The organism is Escherichia coli DSM 30083 = JCM 1649 = ATCC 11775, assembly GCF_003697165.2.
GTDB classification, from domain to species: Bacteria; Pseudomonadota; Gammaproteobacteria; order Enterobacterales; family Enterobacteriaceae; genus Escherichia; species Escherichia coli.
This window is the reverse complement of the sequence record NZ_CP033092.2, coordinates 2,250,014-2,272,088: the sequence shown is the minus strand read 5'-3', so window position 1 is coordinate 2,272,088 and position 22,075 is coordinate 2,250,014. Positions and strand designations below refer to the sequence as shown.

General features: G+C 52.3%; 23 protein-coding genes. 13 read left to right on the top strand and 10 right to left on the bottom strand.

Translation table 11 applies throughout. From position 1 onward, the window contains the following. Window positions 1-263 precede the first annotated feature (263 nt). On the bottom strand, window positions 264-602 hold the full coding sequence (gene osmE, locus EAS44_RS12035; RefSeq protein ID WP_001039046.1) for an osmotically-inducible lipoprotein OsmE: 339 nt from the start codon (window positions 600-602) through the stop codon (window positions 264-266). 201 nt (window positions 603-803) lie between these two features. On the opposite strand from osmE, the gene nadE reads away from it, so the two are divergent. Both nadE and cho read left to right on the top strand, forming a co-directional pair. Continuing rightward, window positions 804-1,631 (top strand): ammonia-dependent NAD(+) synthetase, encoded by an 828-nt coding sequence (gene nadE, locus EAS44_RS12030; protein WP_000175056.1) that lies wholly within the window; start codon window positions 804-806, stop codon window positions 1,629-1,631. Between the two features lie 229 nt (window positions 1,632-1,860). After that, entirely contained in the window at window positions 1,861-2,748 is an 888-nt protein-coding gene (cho, locus tag EAS44_RS12025) for an excinuclease Cho (protein WP_000252363.1), read from the top strand. Here the strand turns inward: cho and ves are convergent. From ves to astC, 7 genes are all read right to left on the bottom strand, one after another. Further along, window positions 2,708-3,283: an environmental stress-induced protein Ves gene (gene ves / locus EAS44_RS12020; protein WP_000455604.1), complete on the bottom strand. Its 576-nt coding sequence runs from the start codon at window positions 3,281-3,283 to the stop codon at window positions 2,708-2,710. The genes cho and ves overlap by 41 nt on opposite strands. 202 nt (window positions 3,284-3,485) lie before the next feature. Further along, complete coding sequence (gene spy, locus EAS44_RS12015) at window positions 3,486-3,971, bottom strand: ATP-independent periplasmic protein-refolding chaperone Spy (RefSeq protein WP_001228971.1); 486 nt, start codon at window positions 3,969-3,971, stop codon at window positions 3,486-3,488. Window positions 3,972-4,300: 329 nt separating this feature from the next. After that, entirely contained in the window at window positions 4,301-5,269 is a 969-nt protein-coding gene (gene astE, locus EAS44_RS12010; protein ID WP_000368521.1) for a succinylglutamate desuccinylase, read from the bottom strand. Then, the gene (gene astB, locus EAS44_RS12005) at window positions 5,262-6,605 is read right to left on the bottom strand and encodes an N-succinylarginine dihydrolase (RefSeq protein ID WP_000994978.1); all 1,344 of its coding nucleotides are present in this window, start codon (window positions 6,603-6,605) and stop codon (window positions 5,262-5,264) included. Before astB ends, astE begins: the two co-directional genes overlap by 8 nt. Further along, window positions 6,602-8,080, bottom strand: coding sequence for a succinylglutamate-semialdehyde dehydrogenase (gene astD / locus EAS44_RS12000; protein ID WP_000177323.1), 1,479 nt, complete (start codon window positions 8,078-8,080; stop codon window positions 6,602-6,604). Before astD ends, astB begins: the two co-directional genes overlap by 4 nt. Beyond that, the gene (gene astA / locus EAS44_RS11995; protein WP_000989442.1) at window positions 8,077-9,111 is read right to left on the bottom strand and encodes an arginine N-succinyltransferase; all 1,035 of its coding nucleotides are present in this window, start codon (window positions 9,109-9,111) and stop codon (window positions 8,077-8,079) included. Before astA ends, astD begins: the two co-directional genes overlap by 4 nt. Beyond that, entirely contained in the window at window positions 9,108-10,328 is a 1,221-nt protein-coding gene (gene astC / locus EAS44_RS11990; RefSeq protein WP_000081990.1) for a succinylornithine/acetylornithine transaminase, read from the bottom strand. Before astC ends, astA begins: the two co-directional genes overlap by 4 nt. A gap of 445 nt (window positions 10,329-10,773) precedes the next feature. On the opposite strand from astC, the gene xthA reads away from it, so the two are divergent. The 9 genes from xthA (at window position 10,774) to ynjE (ending at window position 19,119) form a co-directional block, all read left to right on the top strand. After that, window positions 10,774-11,580 carry an exodeoxyribonuclease III gene (gene xthA, locus EAS44_RS11985; protein ID WP_000673927.1) on the top strand — a complete coding sequence of 269 codons (807 nt, stop codon included), beginning with the start codon at window positions 10,774-10,776 and terminating at the stop codon, window positions 11,578-11,580. A 166-nt stretch (window positions 11,581-11,746) separates the two neighbouring features. After that, a complete protein-coding gene (gene ydjX / locus EAS44_RS11980; RefSeq protein WP_001304313.1) occupies window positions 11,747-12,457 on the top strand; it encodes a TVP38/TMEM64 family protein in 711 nt (236 codons plus the stop codon). A 4-nt stretch (window positions 12,458-12,461) separates the two neighbouring features. Then, window positions 12,462-13,139, top strand: a complete 678-nt coding sequence (gene ydjY / locus EAS44_RS11975) for a lipoprotein YdjY (protein ID WP_000939208.1) — start codon at window positions 12,462-12,464, stop codon at window positions 13,137-13,139. Between the two features lie 13 nt (window positions 13,140-13,152). Next, a complete protein-coding gene (ydjZ, locus tag EAS44_RS11970; protein WP_000977153.1) occupies window positions 13,153-13,860 on the top strand; it encodes a TVP38/TMEM64 family protein in 708 nt (235 codons plus the stop codon). Beyond that, on the top strand, window positions 13,860-14,408 hold the full coding sequence (ynjA, locus tag EAS44_RS11965; protein WP_000524093.1) for a carboxymuconolactone decarboxylase family protein: 549 nt from the start codon (window positions 13,860-13,862) through the stop codon (window positions 14,406-14,408). The genes ydjZ and ynjA overlap by 1 nt, the downstream gene beginning before the upstream one ends. 9 nt (window positions 14,409-14,417) lie before the next feature. Beyond that, window positions 14,418-15,584, top strand: a complete 1,167-nt coding sequence (ynjB, locus tag EAS44_RS11960) for an ABC transporter substrate-binding protein (protein ID WP_001215367.1) — start codon at window positions 14,418-14,420, stop codon at window positions 15,582-15,584. Beyond that, window positions 15,557-17,092 (top strand): ABC transporter permease, encoded by a 1,536-nt coding sequence (gene ynjC / locus EAS44_RS11955; RefSeq protein WP_000224928.1) that lies wholly within the window; start codon window positions 15,557-15,559, stop codon window positions 17,090-17,092. The genes ynjB and ynjC overlap by 28 nt, the downstream gene beginning before the upstream one ends. Beyond that, window positions 17,092-17,745, top strand: coding sequence for an ATP-binding cassette domain-containing protein (ynjD, locus tag EAS44_RS11950; RefSeq protein ID WP_001514276.1), 654 nt, complete (start codon window positions 17,092-17,094; stop codon window positions 17,743-17,745). Before ynjC ends, ynjD begins: the two co-directional genes overlap by 1 nt. Window positions 17,746-17,811: 66 nt before the next feature. Then, window positions 17,812-19,119 carry a thiosulfate sulfurtransferase YnjE gene (gene ynjE / locus EAS44_RS11945; RefSeq protein ID WP_001296117.1) on the top strand — a complete coding sequence of 436 codons (1,308 nt, stop codon included), beginning with the start codon at window positions 17,812-17,814 and terminating at the stop codon, window positions 19,117-19,119. 8 nt (window positions 19,120-19,127) lie between these two features. Here ynjE and ynjF read toward each other — a convergent pair whose 3' ends face one another. Further along, complete coding sequence (gene ynjF, locus EAS44_RS11940; protein WP_001350662.1) at window positions 19,128-19,748, bottom strand: CDP-alcohol phosphatidyltransferase family protein; 621 nt, start codon at window positions 19,746-19,748, stop codon at window positions 19,128-19,130. Window positions 19,749-19,834: 86 nt separating this feature from the next. Here ynjF and nudG point away from each other — a divergent pair, with 86 nt between their 5' ends. Continuing rightward, window positions 19,835-20,242: a CTP pyrophosphohydrolase gene (gene nudG, locus EAS44_RS11935; RefSeq protein WP_000781887.1), complete on the top strand. Its 408-nt coding sequence runs from the start codon at window positions 19,835-19,837 to the stop codon at window positions 20,240-20,242. Here the strand turns inward: nudG and ynjH are convergent. Beyond that, complete coding sequence (ynjH, locus tag EAS44_RS11930) at window positions 20,208-20,480, bottom strand: YnjH family protein (protein WP_000085248.1); 273 nt, start codon at window positions 20,478-20,480, stop codon at window positions 20,208-20,210. The two genes, nudG and ynjH, sit on opposite strands and share 35 nt — an antisense overlap. Before the next feature lie 235 nt (window positions 20,481-20,715). Between ynjH and gdhA the strand changes: the two genes are divergently transcribed. Beyond that, entirely contained in the window at window positions 20,716-22,059 is a 1,344-nt protein-coding gene (gene gdhA / locus EAS44_RS11925; RefSeq protein ID WP_000373044.1) for an NADP-specific glutamate dehydrogenase, read from the top strand. Window positions 22,060-22,075: the final 16 nt, after the last annotated feature.

Here is a 22,075-nt window from a genome sequence, read left to right as displayed (position 1 = left end):
ACACTCCGCAAGCCTTAACCTGCTTCCATGCTCTGGGTAACTTGCGAAACCAACATGACTTTTTTTGTGGCTGAAAGGAGTATACGGTATAGGCCTGAGCAATAGTATTTCTTTGACCTTATAAATTGTCTCTCCTTGACCTGTGGTTATGACCCTCTTCACATTTCGGGCAAATAATTCGCGAAGATAATTAAGAACACAGGCCAAAAAAAACCGGCGCAATGGCCGGTTTCCGTTGTTACTCAAGCTTTCAGGCGAAGTGATTACTTCGTAGCCTGTGGATCAGTGTCGTATTCAGCACAGGTCTGATAACCGGAGTTGATGACATGTCCGGTATCATCTAACGCGACAAAGTAGGTTTCTGCTTTACCATCACGTTGACCCAGGATGTAGGTCTGGCAAGTACCACGAGCATGGATCATGCTCACTTCAGACGAAGGTTTACCCGCAATTTGTGCAACCTGCGCCCGGCTCATGCCTTTTTTGACGTCTTTCACCACAGGCTGTACAAACTGGTCTTTGGTACGATCATAAGCCGTACAACCCGCCAGCATGGTTAATACCGCCGCTGCACTCAGAATTCCTGCCATATTCTTGTTCATATTCCGTCCTCTTGTTTATCAGCGTGTTAGATAAGCCTGGAATACATTGGGCGCTTTTTCAAGCCCGTGAACGAAACGGCTCCGCTTTCAGAGGATTCCTGTATGACGTTTTAACCACCATTCAGCCCGCTGTCGCTTGTCGTTTCAGTAGCAACGGGTTAGCTTTAAGGAAGTTTTGTCTTTTCTGTCTGGAGGGGTTCAATGACATTGCAACAACAAATAATAAAGGTGCTGGGCGCAAAACCGCAGATTAATGCTGAAGAGGAAATTCGTCGTAGTATCGATTTTCTGAAAAGCTACCTGCAAACTTATCCGTTCATTAAATCACTGGTGCTCGGGATCAGCGGTGGTCAGGACTCCACGCTTGCCGGTAAGCTGTGCCAGATGGCGATTAATGAGCTGCGCCAGGAAACCGGCAACGAATCACTGCAATTTATTGCCGTACGCCTGCCCTATGGTGTCCAGGCCGACGAACAAGATTGCCAGGATGCCATCGCCTTTATTCAACCGGATCGCGTATTAACCGTTAATATCAAGGGCGCGGTACTCGCCAGCGAGCAGGCATTGCGGGAAGCAGGCATTGAACTGAGCGATTTTGTCCGTGGCAATGAAAAAGCGCGTGAGCGGATGAAAGCACAATATAGCATTGCGGGTATGACCAGCGGTGTCGTGGTGGGCACCGATCATGCTGCAGAAGCTATTACCGGATTCTTCACTAAATATGGTGACGGCGGTACGGACATTAATCCGCTGTATCGTCTCAACAAACGTCAGGGTAAACAGTTACTGGCGGCATTAGGTTGCCCGGAACACCTTTATAAGAAAGCGCCAACGGCCGATCTTGAAGATGATCGCCCTTCTCTGCCGGATGAAGTGGCACTCGGCGTGACCTATGACAATATCGACGACTATCTGGAAGGGAAAAACGTACCTGAACAGGTCGCCAGAACAATAGAGAACTGGTATCTGAAAACCGAACATAAACGCCGTCCGCCAATTACCGTTTTCGATGATTTCTGGAAAAAGTAATAATTTGCACATATTGGTTTGTGCGAAAAAGAGTACTTTGTTCACGCCGGATGCGGCGTGAACGCCTTACTCGACCTACAAAACTATGCAAATTCAATACATTGCAGGAGTCGAATAGGCCTGACAGGCGTAGCACGTCAAACGGTGTAACCTTTGTCATCGACCCGCCTCTTTTTTAATCGCTCCCCGCCTGTTACACTGGATAGATAACCAGCATTCGGAGTCAACAGTGGTACGGCGTTTAACTTCTCCGCGGCTCGAATTTGAAGCTGCGGCAATTTATGAATATCCCGAACATTTACGTTCATTCCTTAATGACTTACCCACCCGACCTGGGGTGTATCTGTTTCATGGCGAAAGTGACACCATGCCGCTCTATATCGGCAAAAGCATTAACATCCGCAGCCGCGTCCTTTCTCATTTACGTACCCCGGATGAAGCCGCCATGCTACGGCAATCCCGACGCATCAGCTGGATATGTACCGCCGGTGAAATCGGCGCTCTGCTCCTTGAAGCGCGATTAATCAAAGAACAACAGCCACTGTTTAATAAACGCTTGCGGCGCAATCGCCAGCTCTGTGCCCTGCAATTAAATGAAAAGCGCGTCGATGTGGTGTATGCCAAAGAGGTGGATTTTTCACGAGCCCCCAACCTGTTTGGCCTGTTTGCCAATAGGCGCGCAGCTTTGCAAGCATTACAGACCATCGCTGATGAACAAAAACTTTGTTATGGCCTGTTGGGACTGGAGCCGTTAAGTCGCGGTCGTGCATGTTTTCGTTCAGCGCTAAAACGTTGCGCCGGAGCATGCTGCGGTAAAGAGAGCCATGACGATCATGCGCTACGTTTGCGCCAGTCTCTGGAACGTTTACGAGTCGTTTGTTGGCCGTGGAAAGGTGCGGTAGCGCTGAAAGAACAGCACCCGGAAATGACTCAATATCATATTATTCAAAACTGGCTGTGGCTGGGGGCGGTTAATTCGCTGAAAGAAGCGACAACGTTAATTCGGGCACCCGCCGGGTTTGATCACGACGGTTATAAAATTCTTTGTAAGCCGCTGCTTTCCGGTAACTATGAAATTACTGAACTTGATCCGGTGAATGACCAGCAAGCCAGTTGATTTCACTGAACAACAGTTTACCTTGCGGTTGCAAAAGCCGCAGGGTGTGCCTGCCATCGAACCAGCACGCGCCCTGGTCGGTAGTGAGCAGTTTGTCGCCCAATTGCCACGCCCCGTTTATTACAAACACCACCCCGCCGCGTGAACCAAAGGTAGTAAACGTACGTTCGGCAATTCTGACTTTCGCCTTACAGACATCCAGGCGTGTCATGATGTTGAAATCCATCGACATCTGCCCTGCCGTCAGTTTCGCTTTTACCACCAGGTCCGCTGCAAAGGAAAAAGGTTGTAACGGTTTTAAGGTATGGTTAAAGCGGTCTGCGCTTTCAAGGAACATCTCGCCGCCTTCCAGCAACGTCACTATCCTTTCCATACCGGGAAACAAAGAAAACTCCCCATTCGCCGCGATGGATGTAATGCTGGCACGCCAGTAAAAATCACGTTTTGCCGGTGGGAAAGTGCAAATTTCGCGCGTTTCACCGGCAGCGTTTCGCCACAGATTCACCGACATTTTACGCATATCAAAGTATTCCATACCCGCTCCCGGCCCGTTCTTTTCATTGTTATCGTTCAGGTAACCGTGGATGGTTATCGGCAACTCGGGTGATTTACGTTAGTGGCGATCAGGCTTTTTTTGCATCTGTTTGAGAAGAGAAAAGAAAACCGCCGATCCTGTCCACCGCATTACTGCAAGGTAGTGGACAAGACCGGCGGTCTTACGTTTTTTGGCTGAAAGATTATTCAGCAGTTGCAGGCATTTTACCTTTTGCCGCTGGACGTTCTGTCAGACGCTTCTCAAAATTAGCATTAAATTGCTTTTTCTGTTCCGGCGTCAGGATGTTGTAAATCTTGTTCTGGGTTTCCATGTGCGCCAGCATGTTAGCTTTGCGCTGTTCTTCCATTTTTGCGATCTGCGCTTCAGCTTTTGCTTTATCGAAGGTATCGCTGGCAATGATGTCATGCATTGCGCGGCGTTCTTCCAGCGGCGGACGTTTCATCTGGTCACGCTGGCCTTTGATGATTTCGCGGATCTGCTGTTTCTGCGCGTCGGTCAGGTTCAGGTCTTTGAACATCATGTCCTCATGCGGACCGAACTTGCCTTTATGGTGCATCATCGGCTTCGCGTCAGCCGGTGCTGCGGTAGTGGTGTCTGCGGCATGGGCCAGGTTAGCCGCGCCAAGAGCCAGGGTAGAGGCAACAAACAGTGCAGTTAATTTACGCATATTCTATATCCTTCCTTTCAGTTATTTATTACGGCTTTCTTAAGTAGCGTGCCGTGTTGACGAGATTAACTTTACTGACTTTAGCGTCAATTAATCAGAGCAACGGTAAAACAATGAAAGTGTAAAAAACACTTTTGCGCCAATTATGGAGAAAAAAAGAAAATTTGATGGAGAGTGATGAGAGAATATTACAACACGATGATTTTGCAGAGATTATGAAGAACTATACCGGATGACTGGTGATAAATAAAGCAAATAACCAGGATTAATCTGTATTAATTTATAAGAAAGCAACTTAATACCCGCAGAATGATTTCTGCGGGTAAGTATTAGCTTATTTTTTCGAGCATTAATCCCGCACGTAATCCCAACGCTACCAACGGATTAGGGAATAACACATACTCTACATCATGGGTTACGGTAAAACGTTCCTCCCCGTCCTGCGCCAGCAATGTTCCTTTCTCAAACGGCATAAAATTCAGCGTGTCATTTGCCATATGCATTTCGAAGGACGGCGAGTGGCGAGTAATTTGCGAAACCACCCGATAACGGAGCGGCGGTGTTCTCACGATACCGACACTCTCACCAGATAGCAGCGCAGCAATTGCGCTGGCAGTTACTGCAAACTGGCGAAGATCGTTTTGCCCAAAGGGCAACGCTTTGCCAAGTTCCAGCGTACAGGCCAGCGCGCCAAAATGTCTGGCGCTGAAATGGGTAAACGTACCACCAGGCTCCTGATGGAACACCAGCGCCTCCAGCCCCGCCGCACCCAGCCACGTCAGAAATTTCTCGTCCCAGGGAATGTCGCGTTGCGGTAATACACCGAACTGCGGATGCAAGGAGCCACGAATTGCGGTATGTAGATCAAGGTGCCAGCGCACAGATTCTTTGCCCTGGTCATAAAAATCTTCCAGGCACTGCTCCAGTTCGCGCGCCCGACAGGTTTCCCCGCTTTCAGCAAACAGTTGCCAACGACCGCCAAACATTCGATTCATATCGCTATGGCAATAACGTTTCCCTTGCTTCAGCGCAGGAGGATTCCCGAGGATCACCAGTAACCGCCAACGTAACGGGATCTCACCGTGAGATATCGCGCCAAGCAACGCGTCCAGCATTTCCACAGGTGCCGTCTCATTACCGTGGATCCCCGCTGAAATCACCAGCACGCCTTGCGGTGGCGTTAATGGCGTCAGTTCCAGCACACCATCGCCCAGCCAGCGCCAGCGAACGCCGTTGATTTCTCGCTCGGTGATGACCGGTTTTTTACCCGTTAAGGTTAGAGCAAGAAAATTATCCATTGCCCCCTCCCTCGCGCTGGAATGGATAAACCGAACCAAGATCCAATAATTGAGTCAGTGTATCCAGCGCTTCCCTTCCTTCGCGCAGCAATTGTGGATCGGCAAGATCCGCCGCAGTAAGACGATCGCGGTAGTAACGATCCACCCAGTCATTGAGCGCATTAAACAGCGTATCGTTCATCATCACTGCCGGATTCACCGCCCGGCGTTCTTCTTCTGTCAACACCACGCGCAACCGCAGGCACGCCGGGCCACCACCATTCGCCATGCTTTCACGTAAATCAAAGACTTTTAGTTCGCTAATCGGGTTGTCAGCAGCAAGCAATTCGTTGAGATAACGCCATACTCCGGCGTGTTCCCGACACTCCTGCGGCAGCACCAACACCATGGAACCATCATCGCGGCTCAGCAGTTGGCTGTTAAACAGATACGTAGATACCGCATCCGACACGAAAACCTGAGTCGCCGGAACTTCTATCGCCATAAAACCATTGACCCGCGCACGCAGGTTTGCCAGTAACTGTGACTGGCGAGCGAACGCCTGTTGATGGCAAAACAGCACCTGGCGGTTACTCACGGCAATCACATCATTATGAAAAACGCCCTGGTCGATAACGTCGGGGTTTTGCTGGGCGAAAATCACCTGCTGTGGATTCACCTGATTCAGCCTTGCCACCGCCTCGCTGGCTTCACGGGTCTGCCGCGCCGGATAACGGGAAGGCCGGGTATCATTGCCCTCTTCTCGCCCGTAGACAAAAAGTTGCATACCCGGTTCACCGTAATGACCGCCGAGACGATTGTGGTTTGCCGCCCCCTCATCACCGAGCAAGGCTACCTGCGGCAACGCCGAATGGACGCTAAATTTCTCTTCGTCGTTAAAAATCGCTTTTAACAGCGATTCGGTGACGGGGGCTTCCAGCGAACGGTGAAATTTATTGTTCAGGTTAGCAACAGTGAGATGCACTTTGCCATCCAGCGTATCGGCGGATGGCGCGATCGTTGCCGCATTGGCTACCCACATTGGCGAAGCGGAACTGACGCTGGAAAGCCAGTGCGGTGCCTGGCGTGCAACTTTTTCCAGTACCTGCTCATCGCTACCCCTGAATCCCAACTGACGCAGCACCGGAATAAACGGACGCTCGTGCGGCGGGATCACGGCCTGGGGGAATCCCGCATCGGCAAGTTTTTTCATTTTCAGTAAGCCCTGTTTTGCCGCCAGTCGCGGGTTAGACACCTGAAAACGGTGACGGGTAGAGGCTTCATTACCAAACGACAGGCCCGCGTAATGGTGCGTCAGCCCTACCAGCCCGTCGAAATTGACTTCCCAGGCGTTCATCGCACCACCTCATCGGAAAAATCCAGCCCGGGGTTAAGCGTTGCGGGCAACGTTAACGAGTCCGACTCCAGACTTGCCATCGGCCAGGCACAATAATCTGCGGCATACCAGGCGCTGGGGCGATGATTGCCGGAAGCGCCAATGCCGCCGAATGGCGCGGTACTGGCAGCACCGGTAAGCGGTTTGTTCCAGTTAACAATCCCCGCCCGTGCCTCCAGCAACAGTTGATCGAATTTTTCCCGCTCGGGGGAAACCAGACCGCAAGAGAGGCCAAAGCGAGTGTTATTCGCCATTCGAATCGCTTCATCGAAATTGTCATAACGCCAGACGCGCAATAACGGCCCAAACACTTCTTCATCCGGCAAGCCAGTAACGCCTGTCATTTCAATGATCCCCGGCGTCAGCAACGATGTCCCTGCTTGTAATAAGCGCGGCGCAAGCAGGGTCCGTCCGCCCATCGCCTCCAGTTCCTGCCAGGCAGTAACCACCTGCTGTGCGGCCTGCTCAGAAATCAGCCCACCAATAAATGGCTGCGGTTCGTCATCCCAAGTGCCCGGCGTTAACCGCTGGCTGACGGCAACCAGGCGAGCAAGAAATGCATCGCCCTGCGTTCCACTTTTCAGAAATAAACGGCGGGCGCAGGTGCAGCGTTGCCCGGCAGTGACAAACGCCGACTGAATGGTCAGATGGACAGCGGCATCGATATCCGCCACCTCATCGATAATTAGCGGGTTATTACCGCCCATCTCAAGGGCGAGAATTTTCTCCGGCTGACCGGAAAGCTGGCGATGCAGCTGGTAGCCGGTATTGGCGCTGCCGGTAAACAGCAAGCCGTCGAGATCCTCCAGCGCACTCAGCGCCTGACCCGTTTCACGCCCGCCCTGCACCAGGTTCAGCACGCCCGGCGGCAAGCCAGCCTGCTGCCATAAACGCATTACCGCGTCGCCACTCCACGGTGTCAGTTCGCTGGGTTTAAAGATAATGGTGTTACCTGCCAGCAATGCCGGAACGATATGTCCGTTCGGCAAATGACCAGGGAAATTATACGGCCCAAACACCGCCAGCACGCCGTGCGGGCGATGTCGCAGGCTCGCCGCGCCGTCCGGCATTTCGCTACGCTGCTCACCGGTACGAACGTGATACGCCTTAATTGATATCGCGATTTTATTGATCATCGCCGTCACTTCGGTTGCCGCTTCCCAGCGCGGCTTGCCGGTTTCTCTGGCAATAATCGCGGTTAATTCGGCTTTATTGCTTTCCAGCAATCCAGCAAAGCGTTCAACTCTTACCTGACGATCGCCAAATGAGAGCCGAGCCCAGCGCGGAAACGCCGCACGGGCAGCCCGACAAGCCTGCCCGACCTGAGCGGCATCGGCATCATTGCCCTGCCATAACACCTCGCCCGATACCGGATTACGCTTCACACGCAATGCGCCCTGGCCCGTTACCCAGTCACCGTTGATCCATAAAGTCATGCTGTTTTCTCCTCTGCGCACAGGCGCACCAGACGAACGCGATCCCCTGCGTGGCATTTGAGGACATCCAGTTGTGCGGCGGTTAAAATCAAACGCTCGGTCGCTGGATCGGTACGCACCAGCACCACGCGGAAATGGTGATAATTTTCATTGGCGACCAGGCAGGCCGGAAAATCGCCCTGCGCAGGCTGCCCTTCGGCCACTTCCACCAGCCGACTTTTACGGATGGCGCGCACGCGGTCGATATCACATTCAAGTGTCGGCCCGCCGTCAAAGATGTCGATATAGTTACGGTAGCGAAAACCTTCTTTCTCCAGCACCGCACGGGCAGGCGCGGTTTGCGGATGTACCTGACCGATGACGTCCTGGGCTTCCTGGGATAAAAAGTAGGTATAGATCGGATGTTTCGGCATCAGTTCTGCAATAAATGCCTTTTGCCCGGTGCCGCAGAGAAAATCAGCGCGGCTAAAATCCATCGAAAAGAAGCGTTTACCGAGGCTTTGCCAGAACGGTGAATAGCCGTGTTCGTCAATCACCCCGCGCATTTCGGCGACCACTTTGTCATTAAACTTGTCGCGAAAAGCCGCCATAAACATAAAGCGCGATTTCGACAGCAAATAGCCGTTGCCCTCTTTGCGCCACTTCGGGTCGAGAAACAGCGTGCACAGCTCGCTGCTGCCGGTGTGATCGTTACTGAGAAACAGCGTCGGCAATGCGTTATAGACATTCAGCTCTTTCGAAGCGTGAACCAGCGTGCCGACGCGATAGTTGTACCAGGGATCGTTCAGCCCAACCGCCACCTCAATGGCGCAAATCCCCGCCACAGTGCCTGTCTCACTATCTTCCAGTACAAACACATAACCCTGCTCACTTTTGGGCAGTTCGCCTTGCCAGGTTTTGATTGCCCTTTCAATACGCACCGAAAGCGTGGCTTCATTGGCGGGAAGCGACGTCAGGCCGCCGCCCGTTTTGCTGGCAAGCTGCATCAGCGCCGAGACATCTGAGCGCTCAACGGGACGAATGACCATCATGATGAACCTCGGCTAACAAAGTGTTCGCAAGCAGCTGCAAAGCGATCCAGTCCGGTCGTCACCTCTTCTTCGCTGACATTGAGCGCAGGCGCAAAGCGCACCACGTTGCCACCCGCAATCAGCACCATCACGCCTGCTTTCACCGCTTCCTGAGAGATCTGTTTCGCTTGCCCGGCGTAATCGGCATTCAGTACACAGCCAATCAAAAGACCTAAGCCGCGAACTTCACTGAACAAACTGTAGTGGTGATTAATGGAATTTAGACGCTCAACAAACCAGTCGTGACGCTGTTTAACCCCGTTAAGCATCTCTGGCGTGTTGATGAGATCCAGCACTTTGCCTGCCACCGCCGAGGCCAGCGGATTGCCGCCATAGGTGGTGCCGTGAGTGCCAACGGTCATCACGCTGGCGCACTCTTCGGTTGCCAACAACGCACCAACCGGGAAACCGCCGCCCAGCGCTTTGGCGGTAGTTAACAGATCAGGCGTCACGCCGTAGTGCATACAGGCATACAGTTCCCCGGTGCGCCCGACACCGGTTTGTACTTCATCAAAGATCAGCAACGCATTGTGGCGGTCACACAATTCACGCAGACCTTGTAAAAATGCGTTGCTGGCTGGCACCACACCGCCTTCCCCCTGGATGGGTTCGACAATCACCGCACAGGTGGCGTCGTCAATCAGCGCACTGGCAGAGTTAATATCGTTATATGCAGCATGACGAATATCCGGCGGCAGTGGCGCAAAATCCTGTGAATAGGCTGGCTGCCCACCCGCACTGACAGTAAACAGCGTGCGACCATGAAACGCATTTTTGAACGCCACGATGCCGCTCTTATGGCTGCCGTAGCGGTCGTGAGCGAATTTACGCGCCAGTTTTAGTGCCGCTTCGTTGGCTTCCGCACCGGAGTTACAAAAGAAGACGCGATCGGCAAACGTGGCGTCGATCAATTTTTTCGCCAGTCGCAGTACCGGCTCGTTGGTGTAACCGTTGCCGGTATGCCAGAACTTACTCGCCTGTTCGTTCAGCGCCTCACGCAGTTCCGGATGCGCATGGCCCAGCGCGTTCACCGCAATGCCACCCGCGAAGTCGATATACTCTTTCCCCTGCTGATCCCACAAGCGTGAACCTTCGCCACGTACCGGTATAAACGGTGCCGGAGCGTAAACAGGTATCATCCATTCATCAAAGTTTTCACGCGTAATTGGCTGAGACATAGCGACCTCTACAGTAAATAATTCGTTATTTATATGTTAATAATGAGTAATGTTTGCGCTGTAAATGTAGATTGCAGGGTTCGTGCCAGCCAGTGATAAAAGTGCATAAACGGCGGAGGCTAACTGGAAATCAAGCAGTTATAACCACATCATATGCATTTAAAGTGCATATAAAGTGAATACGTTTGCGATGTGGGTGAATAAAAAGAATAAAAAACGCAATGTTATGCAGAAGTAAAATATAATTCTGGAATTGTGATCATTGACGAAATTTACTGGAAATTACTGCGCCATTCTGACGCAACGCGCACCAAAAGCGGGCATTTTTTGCGCCATCGTTGACATCATTAACAACCATCGATCAAATCACTTAACAACAGGCGGTAAGCAAAGCGAAATTCTGCTACCATCCACGCACTCTTTATCTGAATAAATGGCAGCGACTATGAAATTTGTCTCTTTTAATATCAACGGCCTGCGCGCCAGACCTCACCAGCTTGAAGCCATCGTCGAAAAGCACCAACCGGATGTGATTGGCCTGCAGGAGACAAAAGTTCATGACGATATGTTTCCGCTCGAAGAGGTGGCGAAGCTCGGCTACAACGTGTTTTATCACGGGCAGAAAGGCCATTATGGCGTGGCGCTGCTGACCAAAGAGACGCCGATTGCCGTGCGTCGCGGCTTTCCTGGTGACGACGAAGAAGCGCAACGGCGGATTATTATGGCGGAAATCCCCTCGCCGCTGGGCAATGTCACCGTGATCAACGGTTACTTCCCGCAGGGTGAAAGCCGCGACCATCCGATAAAATTCCCGGCAAAGGCGCAGTTTTATCAGAATCTGCAAAACTACCTGGAAACCGAACTCAAGCGTGAAAATCCGGTGCTGATTATGGGCGATATGAATATCAGTCCTGGCGACCTGGATATTGGCATTGGCGAAGAGAACCGTAAGCGCTGGCTGCGTACCGGAAAATGTTCTTTCCTTCCGGAGGAACGCGAATGGATGGAGAGGCTGATGAGCTGGGGGTTGGTCGATACCTTCCGCCATGCGAATCCGCAAACAGCAGATCGTTTCTCATGGTTTGATTACCGCTCAAAAGGTTTTGACGATAATCGCGGTCTGCGCATCGACCTGCTGCTCGCCAGCCAACCGCTGGCAGAATGTTGCGTAGAAACCGGCATCGACTATGAAATTCGCAGCATGGAAAAACCGTCCGATCACGCCCCCGTCTGGGCGACCTTCCGCCGCTAATTTAGCTGATCTCCTGGCTCAAACTGGGTCAGGAGAATTAACCTTGAGAAAAATCAACAAACTGTCAGTAATGATTTGTTGCCTGCCGTCCTTTGTTATACCGTCACTGCGTTTTTAGTTGTCTGACCACTTCTCTATTATCAAGTTTGATATAGGAAACTCCACGATGAACGCTGAGCGTAAATTTCTTTTAGCCTGTCTTATTTTTGCGCTGGTCATTTACGCTATCCACGCTTTCGGTTTATTCGATCTGCTCACCGATTTACCCCACTTACAGACACTCATTCGCCAGAGCGGATTGTTCGGCTATAGCCTCTATATTCTGTTATTCATCATTGCCACCCTCTTTCTGTTACCAGGAAGCATACTGGTGATCGCGGGAGGAATAGTTTTTGGCCCGCTCTTAGGGACACTACTATCATTAATTGCCGCCACGCTGGCCTCCTCGTGCTCATTCCTGCTGGCGCGCTGGCTGGGACGTGATTTACTGCTGAAATACGTTGGCCATAGCCATACCTTCCAGGCCATTGAAAAAGGCATTGCGCGTAACGGTATTGATTTTCTTATTCTGACCCGCTTAATCCCGTTGTTTCCTTACAATATTCAAAATTACGCTTACGGATTAACCACAATCGCCTTCTGGCCTTATACCCTTATTTCGGCACTCACGACCCTACCCGGTATTGTTATTTATACCGTGATGGCAAGCGATCTCGCCAATGAAGGCATTACGCTGCGCTTTATTTTACAACTCTGTCTGGCGGGCCTGGCGCTGTTTATTCTCGTCCAGCTCGCAAAACTCTACGCCCGACACAAACATGTGGATCTGTCTGCTTCTCGCCGCAGCCCACTTTCTCACCCAAAAAATGAAGGATAGAACGATGTTGCAACATTATTCAGTGTCATGGAAAAAAGGACTGGCTGCACTCTGCTTACTGGCTGTTGCTGGGCTTAGCGGCTGCGATCAAAAAGAGAATGCGGCTGCAAAAGTGGAATACGACGGACTTTCGAACAGCCAACCGCTGCGTGTCGATGCCAATAACCATACGGTAACCATGCTGGTGCAAATTAATGGTCGTTTCCTCACCGATGACACTCGTCACGGTATTGTGTTTAAAGATGGCTCCAACGGACATAAATCGCTGTTTATGGGTTATGCGACCCCGAAAGCATTTTATGAAGCCCTGAAAGAGGCAGGTGGTACGCCGGGCGAAAACATGACGATGGATAATAAAGAAACGACTCATGTCACAGGCAGCAAACTGGATATTTCGGTCAACTGGCAAGGGGCGGCAAAAGCGTATTCCTTCGATGAAGTGATTGTTGACAGTAATGGCAAGAAACTGGACATGCGCTTTGGCGGTAATTTAACGGCAGCAGAAGAGAAGAAAACGGGTTGCCTGGTGTGTCTGGATAGCTGCCCGGTCGGCATCGTCAGCAATGCAACATACACTTATGGTGCGGTGGAAAAACGCGGCGAAGTGAAATTCAAAGGCAATGCCTCAGTTCTCCCGGCGGATAACACGCCGGCAACGGTTACCTTTAAAATCACCGAATAAAGCAGGATAACGGATGATGAAGATGCAATCGCGTAAAATCTGGTACTACCGTATAACCCTCATCATCCTGTTGTTCGCTGTGCTGCTGGCATGGGCGCTGCTTCCCGGCGTCCATGAGTTTATCAATCGCAGCGTTGCGGCGTTTGCCGCCGTGGACCAACAGGGTATAGAACGCTTTATTCAGTCTTACGGCGCACTAGCGGCAGTTGTCTCGTTCTTGTTGATGATTTTACAGGCCATTGCTGCACCGCTACCTGCGTTTTTGATCACCTTTGCCAATGCGTCGCTGTTTGGTGCGTTCTGGGGCGGCTTACTGTCGTGGACCAGTTCGATGGCCGGCGCGGCACTGTGCTTTTTTATCGCCAGAGTGATGGGCCGCGAAGTGGTGGAAAAATTAACCGGCAAAACCGTACTTGACAGTATGGACGGCTTTTTCACTCGCTACGGCAAACACACCATCCTGGTATGTCGGTTATTGCCTTTTGTCCCTTTCGATCCAATCAGCTATGCTGCCGGTTTGACTTCAATACGTTTTCGCTCGTTTTTTATCGCCACCGGGCTTGGTCAATTACCGGCGACTATTGTTTATTCCTGGGCGGGCAGCATGTTAACAGGCGGTACTTTCTGGTTTGTCACCGGACTGTTTATTCTGTTTGCCCTGACCGTGGTGATTTTTATGGCGAAGAAAATATGGCTTGAGCGCCAGAAGAGGAATGCCTGATGGGTTTACCGCCGCTTAGCAAAATTCCTTTCATTTTACGTCCGCAGACGTGGCTGCATCGTCGCCATTACGGCGAGGTGCTAAGCCCGATTCGCTGGTGGGGGCGGATCCCGTTTATCTTTTATCTGGTGTCGATGTTTGTCGGCTGGCTGGAGCGCAAACGCTCACCGCTCGATCCGGTAGTACGATCGCTTGTCAGCGCGCGCATTGCGCAAATGTGCCTGTGTGAGTTTTGCGTGGATATCACCAGTATGAAAGTCGCCGAGCGTACCGGCAGCACCGATAAACTGCTGGCAGTGGCTGACTGGCGGCAAAGCCCGCTCTTTAGCGATGAAGAACGGCTGGCGCTGGAGTACGCCGAAGCCGCAAGCGTAACGCCGCCAACGGTCGATGATGCCCTGCGCGCCCGACTGGCTACGCATTTTGACGCTCAGGCGCTCACCGAACTGACGGCATTGATAGGCCTGCAAAATCTGTCAGCCCGTTTTAATTCTGCCATGGACATTCCCGCTCAGGGGCTGTGCCGTATTCCTGAAAAACGTTCTTAAGGAGAGAAGATGCGCCATTGTGGGTGGTTGCTGGGATTGTTATCGCTGTTTTCTTTGGCAACACATGCCAGTGACTGGCAGGAAATAAAAAATGAGGCCAAAGGACAAACCGTATGGTTTAACGCCTGGGGCGGCGATACCGCAATTAACCGCTATCTCGACTGGGTTAGCGGCGAGATGAAAACCCATTACGCTATAAACCTGAAGATTGTTCGTCTCGCGGATGCCGCAGACGCGGTGAAACGCATTCAGACCGAAGTTGCTGCCGGACGTAAAACGGGCGGTTCGGTGGATCTGCTCTGGGTGAACGGCGAAAACTTCCGCACCTTAAAAGAGGCCAATTTATTACAAACGGGCTGGGCGGAGACTCTGCCCAACTGGCGCTATGTCGACACACAGCTTCCGGTGCGGGAAGATTTTTCAGTGCCTACAGAAGGGGCTGAATCGCCCTGGGGCGGCGCACAACTGACGTTTATCGCCCGCCGCGATGTTACGCCACAGCCACCACAAACGCCGCAAGCCTTACTGGAGTTTGCTAAAGCCAATCCCGGCACGGTTACCTATCCCCGCCCACCGGACTTTACCGGCACGGCGTTTCTTGAACAGTTGCTGATTATGCTAACGCCAGATCCCACAGCATTAAAAGAAGCGCCGGACGATGCGACTTTCGCCCGCGTCACTGCGCCCTTGTGGCAATATCTTGATGCACTGCATCCGTATTTATGGCGCGAAGGAAAGGATTTCCCGCCTTCGCCCGCGCGGATGGATGCTCTGCTGAAAGCTAACACATTGCGCCTGTCGCTGACCTTTAACCCTGCACATGCGCAGCAAAAAATCGCCAGCGGCGATTTGCCTGCAAGCAGTTACAGTTTTGGTTTTCGCGAGGGGATGATTGGCAACGTCCATTTCGTCACCATTCCTGCCAACGCGAATGCCAGTGCTGCGGCGAAGGTAGTTGCCAATTTCCTGCTCTCACCCGATGCGCAACTGCGTAAAGCAGATCCCGCTGTCTGGGGCGATCCTTCTGTTCTCGATCCGCAAAAACTGCCTGACGGGCAGCGCGAATCATTGCAATCGAGAATGCCGCAGGATCTGCCGCCTGTACTGGCTGAACCGCACGCAGGTTGGGTAAATGCGCTGGAACAAGAATGGCTACACCGTTACAGTACGCATTAATCTTTTTGCTGTGGGCGATGATGGCGGTGATTTATGCACCGCTGATCCCGGCAGCTCTGACGCTGATATCGCCTGCTTTGTCGTTGACGCACTGGCAGGCGTTATTTGCCGATCCACAGTTACCGCAGGCATTACTGGCAACGCTGGTGTCGACAACCATTGCGGCGGTCGGGGCGTTGTTGATTGCCCTGCTGGTGATTGTGGCGCTGTGGCCAGGGCCGAAATGGCAGCGTATGTGCGCCCGTCTGCCGTGGCTGCTCGCCATTCCCCATGTGGCTTTTGCCACCAGCGCCCTTCTGATCTTTGCTGACGGAGGGCTGCTTTATGACTATTTCCCGTATTTCACTCCGCCAATGGACAAATTGGGTATTGGGCTGGGCCTCACCCTGGCGGTAAAAGAAAGCGCATTTCTGCTGTGGATCTTAGCGGCAGTATTGAGCGAAAAACGGCTGTTGCAGCAACTCATTGTGCTGGATTCGCTGGGCTACAGCCGCTGGCAATGCCTGAACTGGCTGCTGTTGCCCTCCGTCGCGTCTGCGTTAGCAATGGCGATGCTGGCGATTGTCGCCTGGTCGCTGTCGGTCGTGGATGTGGCGATTATTCTTGGGCCAGGTAATCCCCCGACGCTGGCGGTAATTAGCTGGCAGTGGTTAACTCAGGGCGACGCCGATCAACAAACGAAAGGTGCACTCGCCAGCCTGCTGCTGATGCTGTTACTCGCCGCCTACGTTTTGCTGGGCTATCTGCTATGGCGTGGCTGGCGACGTACTATTCCCCGCGTAGATGGCGTTCGTAAGCCTGCCACGCCTTTATTGCCAGGCAATACGCTGGCGAGTTTTTTACCCTTAACCGGTGTGCTGTGTGTGGTTCTGCTGGCGATCCTCGCGGATCAGTCGACGATCAATAGTGAAGCGCTCATCAACAGCCTGACAATGGGGCTGGTGGCGGCATTCATCTCTTTGCTCCTGTTACTGCTGTGGCTGGAATGGGGGCCACAGCGTCGCCAGTTGTGGCTATGGTTGCCCATTTTATTACCCGCTCTGCCGCTGGTGGCGGGCCAGTACACGCTGGCGCTATGGCTGAACCTGGATGGAAGCTGGACGGCGGTGGTCTGGGGGCATCTGCTGTGGGTAATGCCGTGGATGCTGTTTATCCTGCAACCCGCCTGGCAGCGCATTGATTCACGGTTAATTTTGATTGCGCAAACACTGGGCTGGTCGCGGGCCAAAATCTTCTTTTACGTAAAATGTCCACTTATGTTGCGCCCTGCGCTGATTGCCTTCGCGGTGGGATTTTCAGTCAGTATTGCGCAGTATATGCCGACGCTGTGGCTGGGCGCGGGGCGTTTTCCGACGCTCACCACTGAAGCGGTGGCATTAAGCAGCGGCGGCAGCAACGGTATTCTCGCCGCCCAGGCTTTATGGCAACTGCTGTTACCGCTTATTATTTTTGCCCTGACCGCGTTAGTCGCAAAATGGGTAGGTTATGTCAGACAAGGACTCCGCTAATGCTCTGCGTGAAAAATGTTTCGCTACGTTTACCAGAAAGCCGCTTGCTGACAAACGTTAACTTTACAGTAGATAAAGGTGACATTGTCACGTTAATGGGACCATCCGGCTGCGGGAAATCCACTCTGTTTTCGTGGATGATTGGTGCGCTGGCCGGACAGTTTTCTTGTACAGGGGAGCTATGGCTTAATGAGCAACGGATTGACATGCTACCCACCGCACAGCGTCAGATTAGCATTCTTTTCCAGGATGCACTGTTATTTGACCAGTTCAGCGTCGGGCAAAATTTACTGCTGGCGCTACCGGCGACACTTAAGGGGAATGCCCGACGTAATGCCGTGAATGATGCACTTGAGCGTTCAGGCCTTGACGGAGCGTTCCATCAGGATCCTGCCACTTTGTCTGGCGGTCAGCGAGCGCGCGTTGCTCTGCTGCGCGCCCTTCTCGCTCAGCCAAAAGCGTTGCTACTGGATGAGCCCTTCAGCCGTCTTGATGTGGCCCTGCGCGATAATTTTCGCCATTGGGTGTTCAGCGAAATTCGCGCCATGGCGATCCCTGTTGTGCAGGTGACGCACGATCTTCAGGATGTTCCTCCTGATAGCCCCGTTCTGGATATGGCGCAGTGGTCAGAAAATTACAACAAACTGCGATAACGCAAAGTTTTTCCCAATGCGTCAGTTCAGAATGGCGCTCTCAAAACTACAATGTCGGGATTTTCGATGAAACGTGTTTCTCAAATGACCGCGCTGGCAATGGCTTTAGGGCTGGCTTGCGCTTCTTCGTGGGCCGCTGAACTGGCGAAGCCTCTTACACTTGACCAGCTTCAACAACAAAATGGCAAAGCGATTGATACTCGCCCCAGCGCGTTTTATAACGGCTGGCCACAAACCTTAAATGGCCCTTCCGGTCATGAACCTGCCGCCTTAAACCTCTCTGCTAGCTGGCTCGACAAAATGAGCACCGAACAGCTCAACGAGTGGATCAAGCAACATAACCTGAAAGCCGATGCCCCGGTGGCGCTGTACGGTAATGACAAAGATGTCGACGCCGTCAAAACGCGACTGCAAAAAGCAGGTTTTACGCATATCTCCATCCTGAGTGACGCGCTAAGCGAACCTTCCCGTTTGCAAAAACTGCCGCACTTTGAACAGCTGGTATATCCGCAGTGGCTGCATGACCTGCAACAAGGTAAAGAGGTTACGGCGAAACCTGCCGGTGACTGGAAAGTCATTGAAGCGGCCTGGGGCGCTCCAAAATTTTACCTTATCAGCCATATTCCCGGCGCTGACTACATCGACACCAACGAAGTGGAAAGCGAACCGCTGTGGAACAAAGTTTCTGATGAACAACTGAAAGCGATGCTGGCAAAACACGGTATTCGCCATGACACCACGGTCATTCTGTACGGGCGTGACGTATACGCTGCAGCGCGTGTGGCGCAAATTATGCTTTATGCCGGCGTGAAAGATGTGCGCCTGCTGGACGGAGGCTGGCAAACCTGGTCCGACGCGGGTCTGCCCGTTGAGCGCGGAACGCCACCGAAAGTGAAAGCGGAACCGGATTTCGGCGTGAAGATCCCGGCACAACCGCAACTGATGCTTGATATGGAACAAGCGCGTGGACTGCTGCATCGCCAGGATGCATCGCTGGTGAGCATTCGTTCGTGGCCAGAATTTATCGGTACGACCAGCGGTTACAGCTATATTAAACCAAAAGGTGAAATAGCCGGAGCACGTTGGGGACACGCAGGTAGCGACTCGACGCATATGGAAGATTTCCATAACCCGGATGGCACCATGCGCAGCGCCGATGATATTACCGCCATGTGGAAAGCATGGAATATCAAACCAGATCAGCAAGTTTCATTCTACTGCGGTACTGGCTGGCGCGCGTCCGAAACCTTTATGTACGCACGCGCAATGGGCTGGAATAACGTCTCCGTTTACGACGGCGGCTGGTACGAATGGAGCAGCGATCCAAAAAATCCGGTAGCAACCGGTGAACGCGGCCCGGACAGCAGCAAATAACATTGCAATTACTGACGCTGGAGCGACTTCAGCGTCAGATACCCACTCCACACCCGCGTAAAGGTCGTCATCCAGCACAACGCACCAAATACCCACGCAAACCACGGAAAACAGCCCGGAAAGAGGCAACTCAGAACAAACAGCAAAATCGTCTCGCTGCCTTCGGTTAACCCGCCCAGATAATAAAACGATTTATGCGCATAACCGGGATTATCAATCTGATGTTTCGCCGCCAGCGCAGCAAAAGCGAGAAAACTGCTGCCCGTGCCGATAAACGCAAACAGCAGCCAGCCGCCTGCCAGGGCGTTTTGCTCCGGTGCGGCGAGGATAAACCCAAAAGGCACCAGCGCGTAAAAAAGAAAATCGAGAGAAATATCGAGAAAGCCGCCCGCGTCGGTAAGCCCTCTGCGCCGCGCCAGCGCACCGTCCAGACCATCAAGCAGCCTGTTTAACAAAATGACGATTAGCGCCGCCAGATACCAGCCCAGCGCCAGAAACGGCAGTGCCAGCACGCCGATAGCAAATCCCACTAATGTTAAACCATCTGGCGTAATGCCCGGTTTATCAAGAACCCGCACGCACTGATACAACAACGGTTTAATCCGGGGATGAAGATGGCGGTCTAGCACAGGCACTCCTTAAATATAAAGCCTTTCTGATTGAGCAACAGTGCGGATATTATGGCATTTTTCGCTTATCTGCCCGTGTGTAATTTATGAAAATGATTGAAGTTGTTGCCGCCATCATCGAACGTGATGGCAAAATTTTACTCGCGCAACGCCCTGCCCAGAGCGATCAGGCGGGATTATGGGAGTTTGCCGGTGGTAAAGTCGAGCCGGATGAAAGCCAGCGGCAGGCGCTGGTGCGTGAGTTAAACGAAGAACTGGGCATCGAAGCAACTGTTGGTGACTATGTTGCCAGCCATCAGCGAGAAGTTTCGGGGCGGATTATCCATCTTCATGCCTGGCACGTACCCGACTTCCACGGGACGTTACAGGCACATGAACATCAGGCGCTGGTCTGGTGCTCACCTGAAGAGGCGCTGCGATATCCGCTGGCCCCTGCTGACATTCCATTATTAGAGGCGTTTATGGCTTCACGCGCCGCCAGACCAGCGGATTAGTGCTTAGGGTTTTGTCATCCCGTTGGCATTGCAGCAGTATTCCTTCGGCTTTAATTACTGCCCCTTCAGAATAATTTTGATCCTGATAAACGCAGCACTGAGTACAGGGCTGCGCTGACTGCCCGCCTGAACTGAACACTTCTGGCGGTACGTTTACCTCCACGTCCGGATGATAATGCGGGTTAGCCAGTGTAATTAATGGAAATGCTAATACTACGGCGATCAATGCTCGACTCACAGGGAACTCCTTAACGTTATTGTCTCTTCTACAGATAACGGTAGCCGGGCGGCAAAACTTTAGCGTCTGAGTTATCGCATTTGGTTATGAGATTACTCTCGTTATTAATTTGCTTTCCTGGGTCATTTTTTTCTTGCTTACCGTCACATTCTTGATGGTATAGTCGAAAACTGCAAAAGCACATGACATAAACAACATAAGCATAATCGTATTAATATATAAGGGTTTTATATCTATGGATCAGACATATTCTCTGGAGTCATTCCTCAACCATGTCCAAAAGCGCGACCCGAATCAAACCGAGTTCGCGCAAGCCGTTCGTGAAGTAATGACCACACTCTGGCCTTTTCTTGAACAAAATCCCAAATATCGTCAGATGTCATTACTGGAGCGTCTGGTTGAACCGGAGCGCGTGATCCAGTTTCGCGTAGTATGGGTTGATGATCGCAACCAGGTGCAGGTCAACCGTGCATGGCGTGTGCAGTTCAGCTCTGCCATCGGCCCGTACAAAGGCGGTATGCGCTTCCATCCGTCAGTTAACCTCTCCATTCTCAAATTCCTCGGCTTCGAACAAACCTTCAAAAATGCCCTGACTACTCTACCGATGGGCGGTGGTAAAGGCGGCAGCGATTTCGACCCGAAAGGAAAAAGCGAAGGCGAAGTTATGCGTTTCTGCCAGGCGCTGATGACTGAACTGTATCGCCACCTGGGCGCGGATACTGACGTTCCGGCAGGTGATATCGGCGTTGGTGGTCGTGAAGTCGGCTTTATGGCGGGGATGATGAAAAAGCTCTCCAACAATACCGCCTGCGTCTTCACCGGTAAGGGCCTTTCATTTGGCGGCAGTCTTATTCGCCCGGAAGCTACCGGCTACGGTCTGGTTTATTTCACAGAAGCAATGCTAAAACGCCACGGTATGGGTTTTGAAGGAATGCGCGTTTCCGTTTCTGGCTCCGGCAACGTCGCCCAGTACGCTATCGAAAAAGCGATGGAATTTGGTGCTCGAGTGATCACTGCGTCAGACTCCAGCGGCACTGTAGTTGATGAAAGCGGATTCACGAAAGAAAAACTGGCGCGTCTTATCGAAATCAAAGCCAGCCGCGATGGTCGAGTGGCAGATTACGCCAAAGAATTTGGTCTGGTCTATCTCGAAGGCCAACAACCGTGGTCTGTACCGGTTGATATCGCCCTGCCTTGCGCAACCCAGAACGAACTGGATGTTGACGCCGCGCATCAGCTTATCGCCAATGGCGTTAAAGCCGTCGCCGAAGGGGCAAATATGCCGACCACCATCGAAGCGACTGAACTGTTCCAGCAGGCAGGCGTACTGTTTGCACCGGGTAAAGCGGCTAATGCTGGCGGTGTAGCAACATCGGGCCTGGAAATGGCGCAAAACGCTGCGCGCCTGGGCTGGAAAGCCGAGAAAGTTGACGCACGTTTGCATCACATCATGCTGGATATCCACCATGCCTGTGTTGAGCATGGTGGTGAAGGTGAGCAAACCAACTACGTGCAGGGCGCGAACATTGCCGGTTTTGTGAAGGTTGCGGATGCGATGTTAAGCCAGGGCGTGATTTAAGACAATTGTGCCGGAT

Coding starts and splice junctions, on each gene's coding strand:
- osmE (WP_001039046.1), bottom strand. CDS start 602: ATGAACAAGAATATGGCAGGAATTCTGAGTGCAGCGGCGGTATTAACC.
- nadE (WP_000175056.1), top strand. CDS start 804: ATGACATTGCAACAACAAATAATAAAGGTGCTGGGCGCAAAACCGCAG.
- ves (WP_000455604.1), bottom strand. CDS start 3,283: ATGGAATACTTTGATATGCGTAAAATGTCGGTGAATCTGTGGCGAAAC.
- spy (WP_001228971.1), bottom strand. CDS start 3,971: ATGCGTAAATTAACTGCACTGTTTGTTGCCTCTACCCTGGCTCTTGGC.
- astE (WP_000368521.1), bottom strand. CDS start 5,269: ATGGATAATTTTCTTGCTCTAACCTTAACGGGTAAAAAACCGGTCATC.
- astB (WP_000994978.1), bottom strand. CDS start 6,605: ATGAACGCCTGGGAAGTCAATTTCGACGGGCTGGTAGGGCTGACGCAC.
- astD (WP_000177323.1), bottom strand. CDS start 8,080: ATGACTTTATGGATCAACGGTGACTGGGTAACGGGCCAGGGCGCATTG.
- astA (WP_000989442.1), bottom strand. CDS start 9,111: ATGATGGTCATTCGTCCCGTTGAGCGCTCAGATGTCTCGGCGCTGATG.
- astC (WP_000081990.1), bottom strand. CDS start 10,328: ATGTCTCAGCCAATTACGCGTGAAAACTTTGATGAATGGATGATACCT.
- xthA (WP_000673927.1), top strand. CDS start 10,774: ATGAAATTTGTCTCTTTTAATATCAACGGCCTGCGCGCCAGACCTCAC.
- ydjX (WP_001304313.1), top strand. CDS start 11,747: ATGAACGCTGAGCGTAAATTTCTTTTAGCCTGTCTTATTTTTGCGCTG.
- ydjY (WP_000939208.1), top strand. CDS start 12,462: ATGTTGCAACATTATTCAGTGTCATGGAAAAAAGGACTGGCTGCACTC.
- ydjZ (WP_000977153.1), top strand. CDS start 13,153: ATGATGAAGATGCAATCGCGTAAAATCTGGTACTACCGTATAACCCTC.
- ynjA (WP_000524093.1), top strand. CDS start 13,860: ATGGGTTTACCGCCGCTTAGCAAAATTCCTTTCATTTTACGTCCGCAG.
- ynjB (WP_001215367.1), top strand. CDS start 14,418: ATGCGCCATTGTGGGTGGTTGCTGGGATTGTTATCGCTGTTTTCTTTG.
- ynjC (WP_000224928.1), top strand. CDS start 15,557: ATGGCTACACCGTTACAGTACGCATTAATCTTTTTGCTGTGGGCGATG.
- ynjD (WP_001514276.1), top strand. CDS start 17,092: ATGCTCTGCGTGAAAAATGTTTCGCTACGTTTACCAGAAAGCCGCTTG.
- ynjE (WP_001296117.1), top strand. CDS start 17,812: ATGAAACGTGTTTCTCAAATGACCGCGCTGGCAATGGCTTTAGGGCTG.
- nudG (WP_000781887.1), top strand. CDS start 19,835: ATGAAAATGATTGAAGTTGTTGCCGCCATCATCGAACGTGATGGCAAA.
- gdhA (WP_000373044.1), top strand. CDS start 20,716: ATGGATCAGACATATTCTCTGGAGTCATTCCTCAACCATGTCCAAAAG.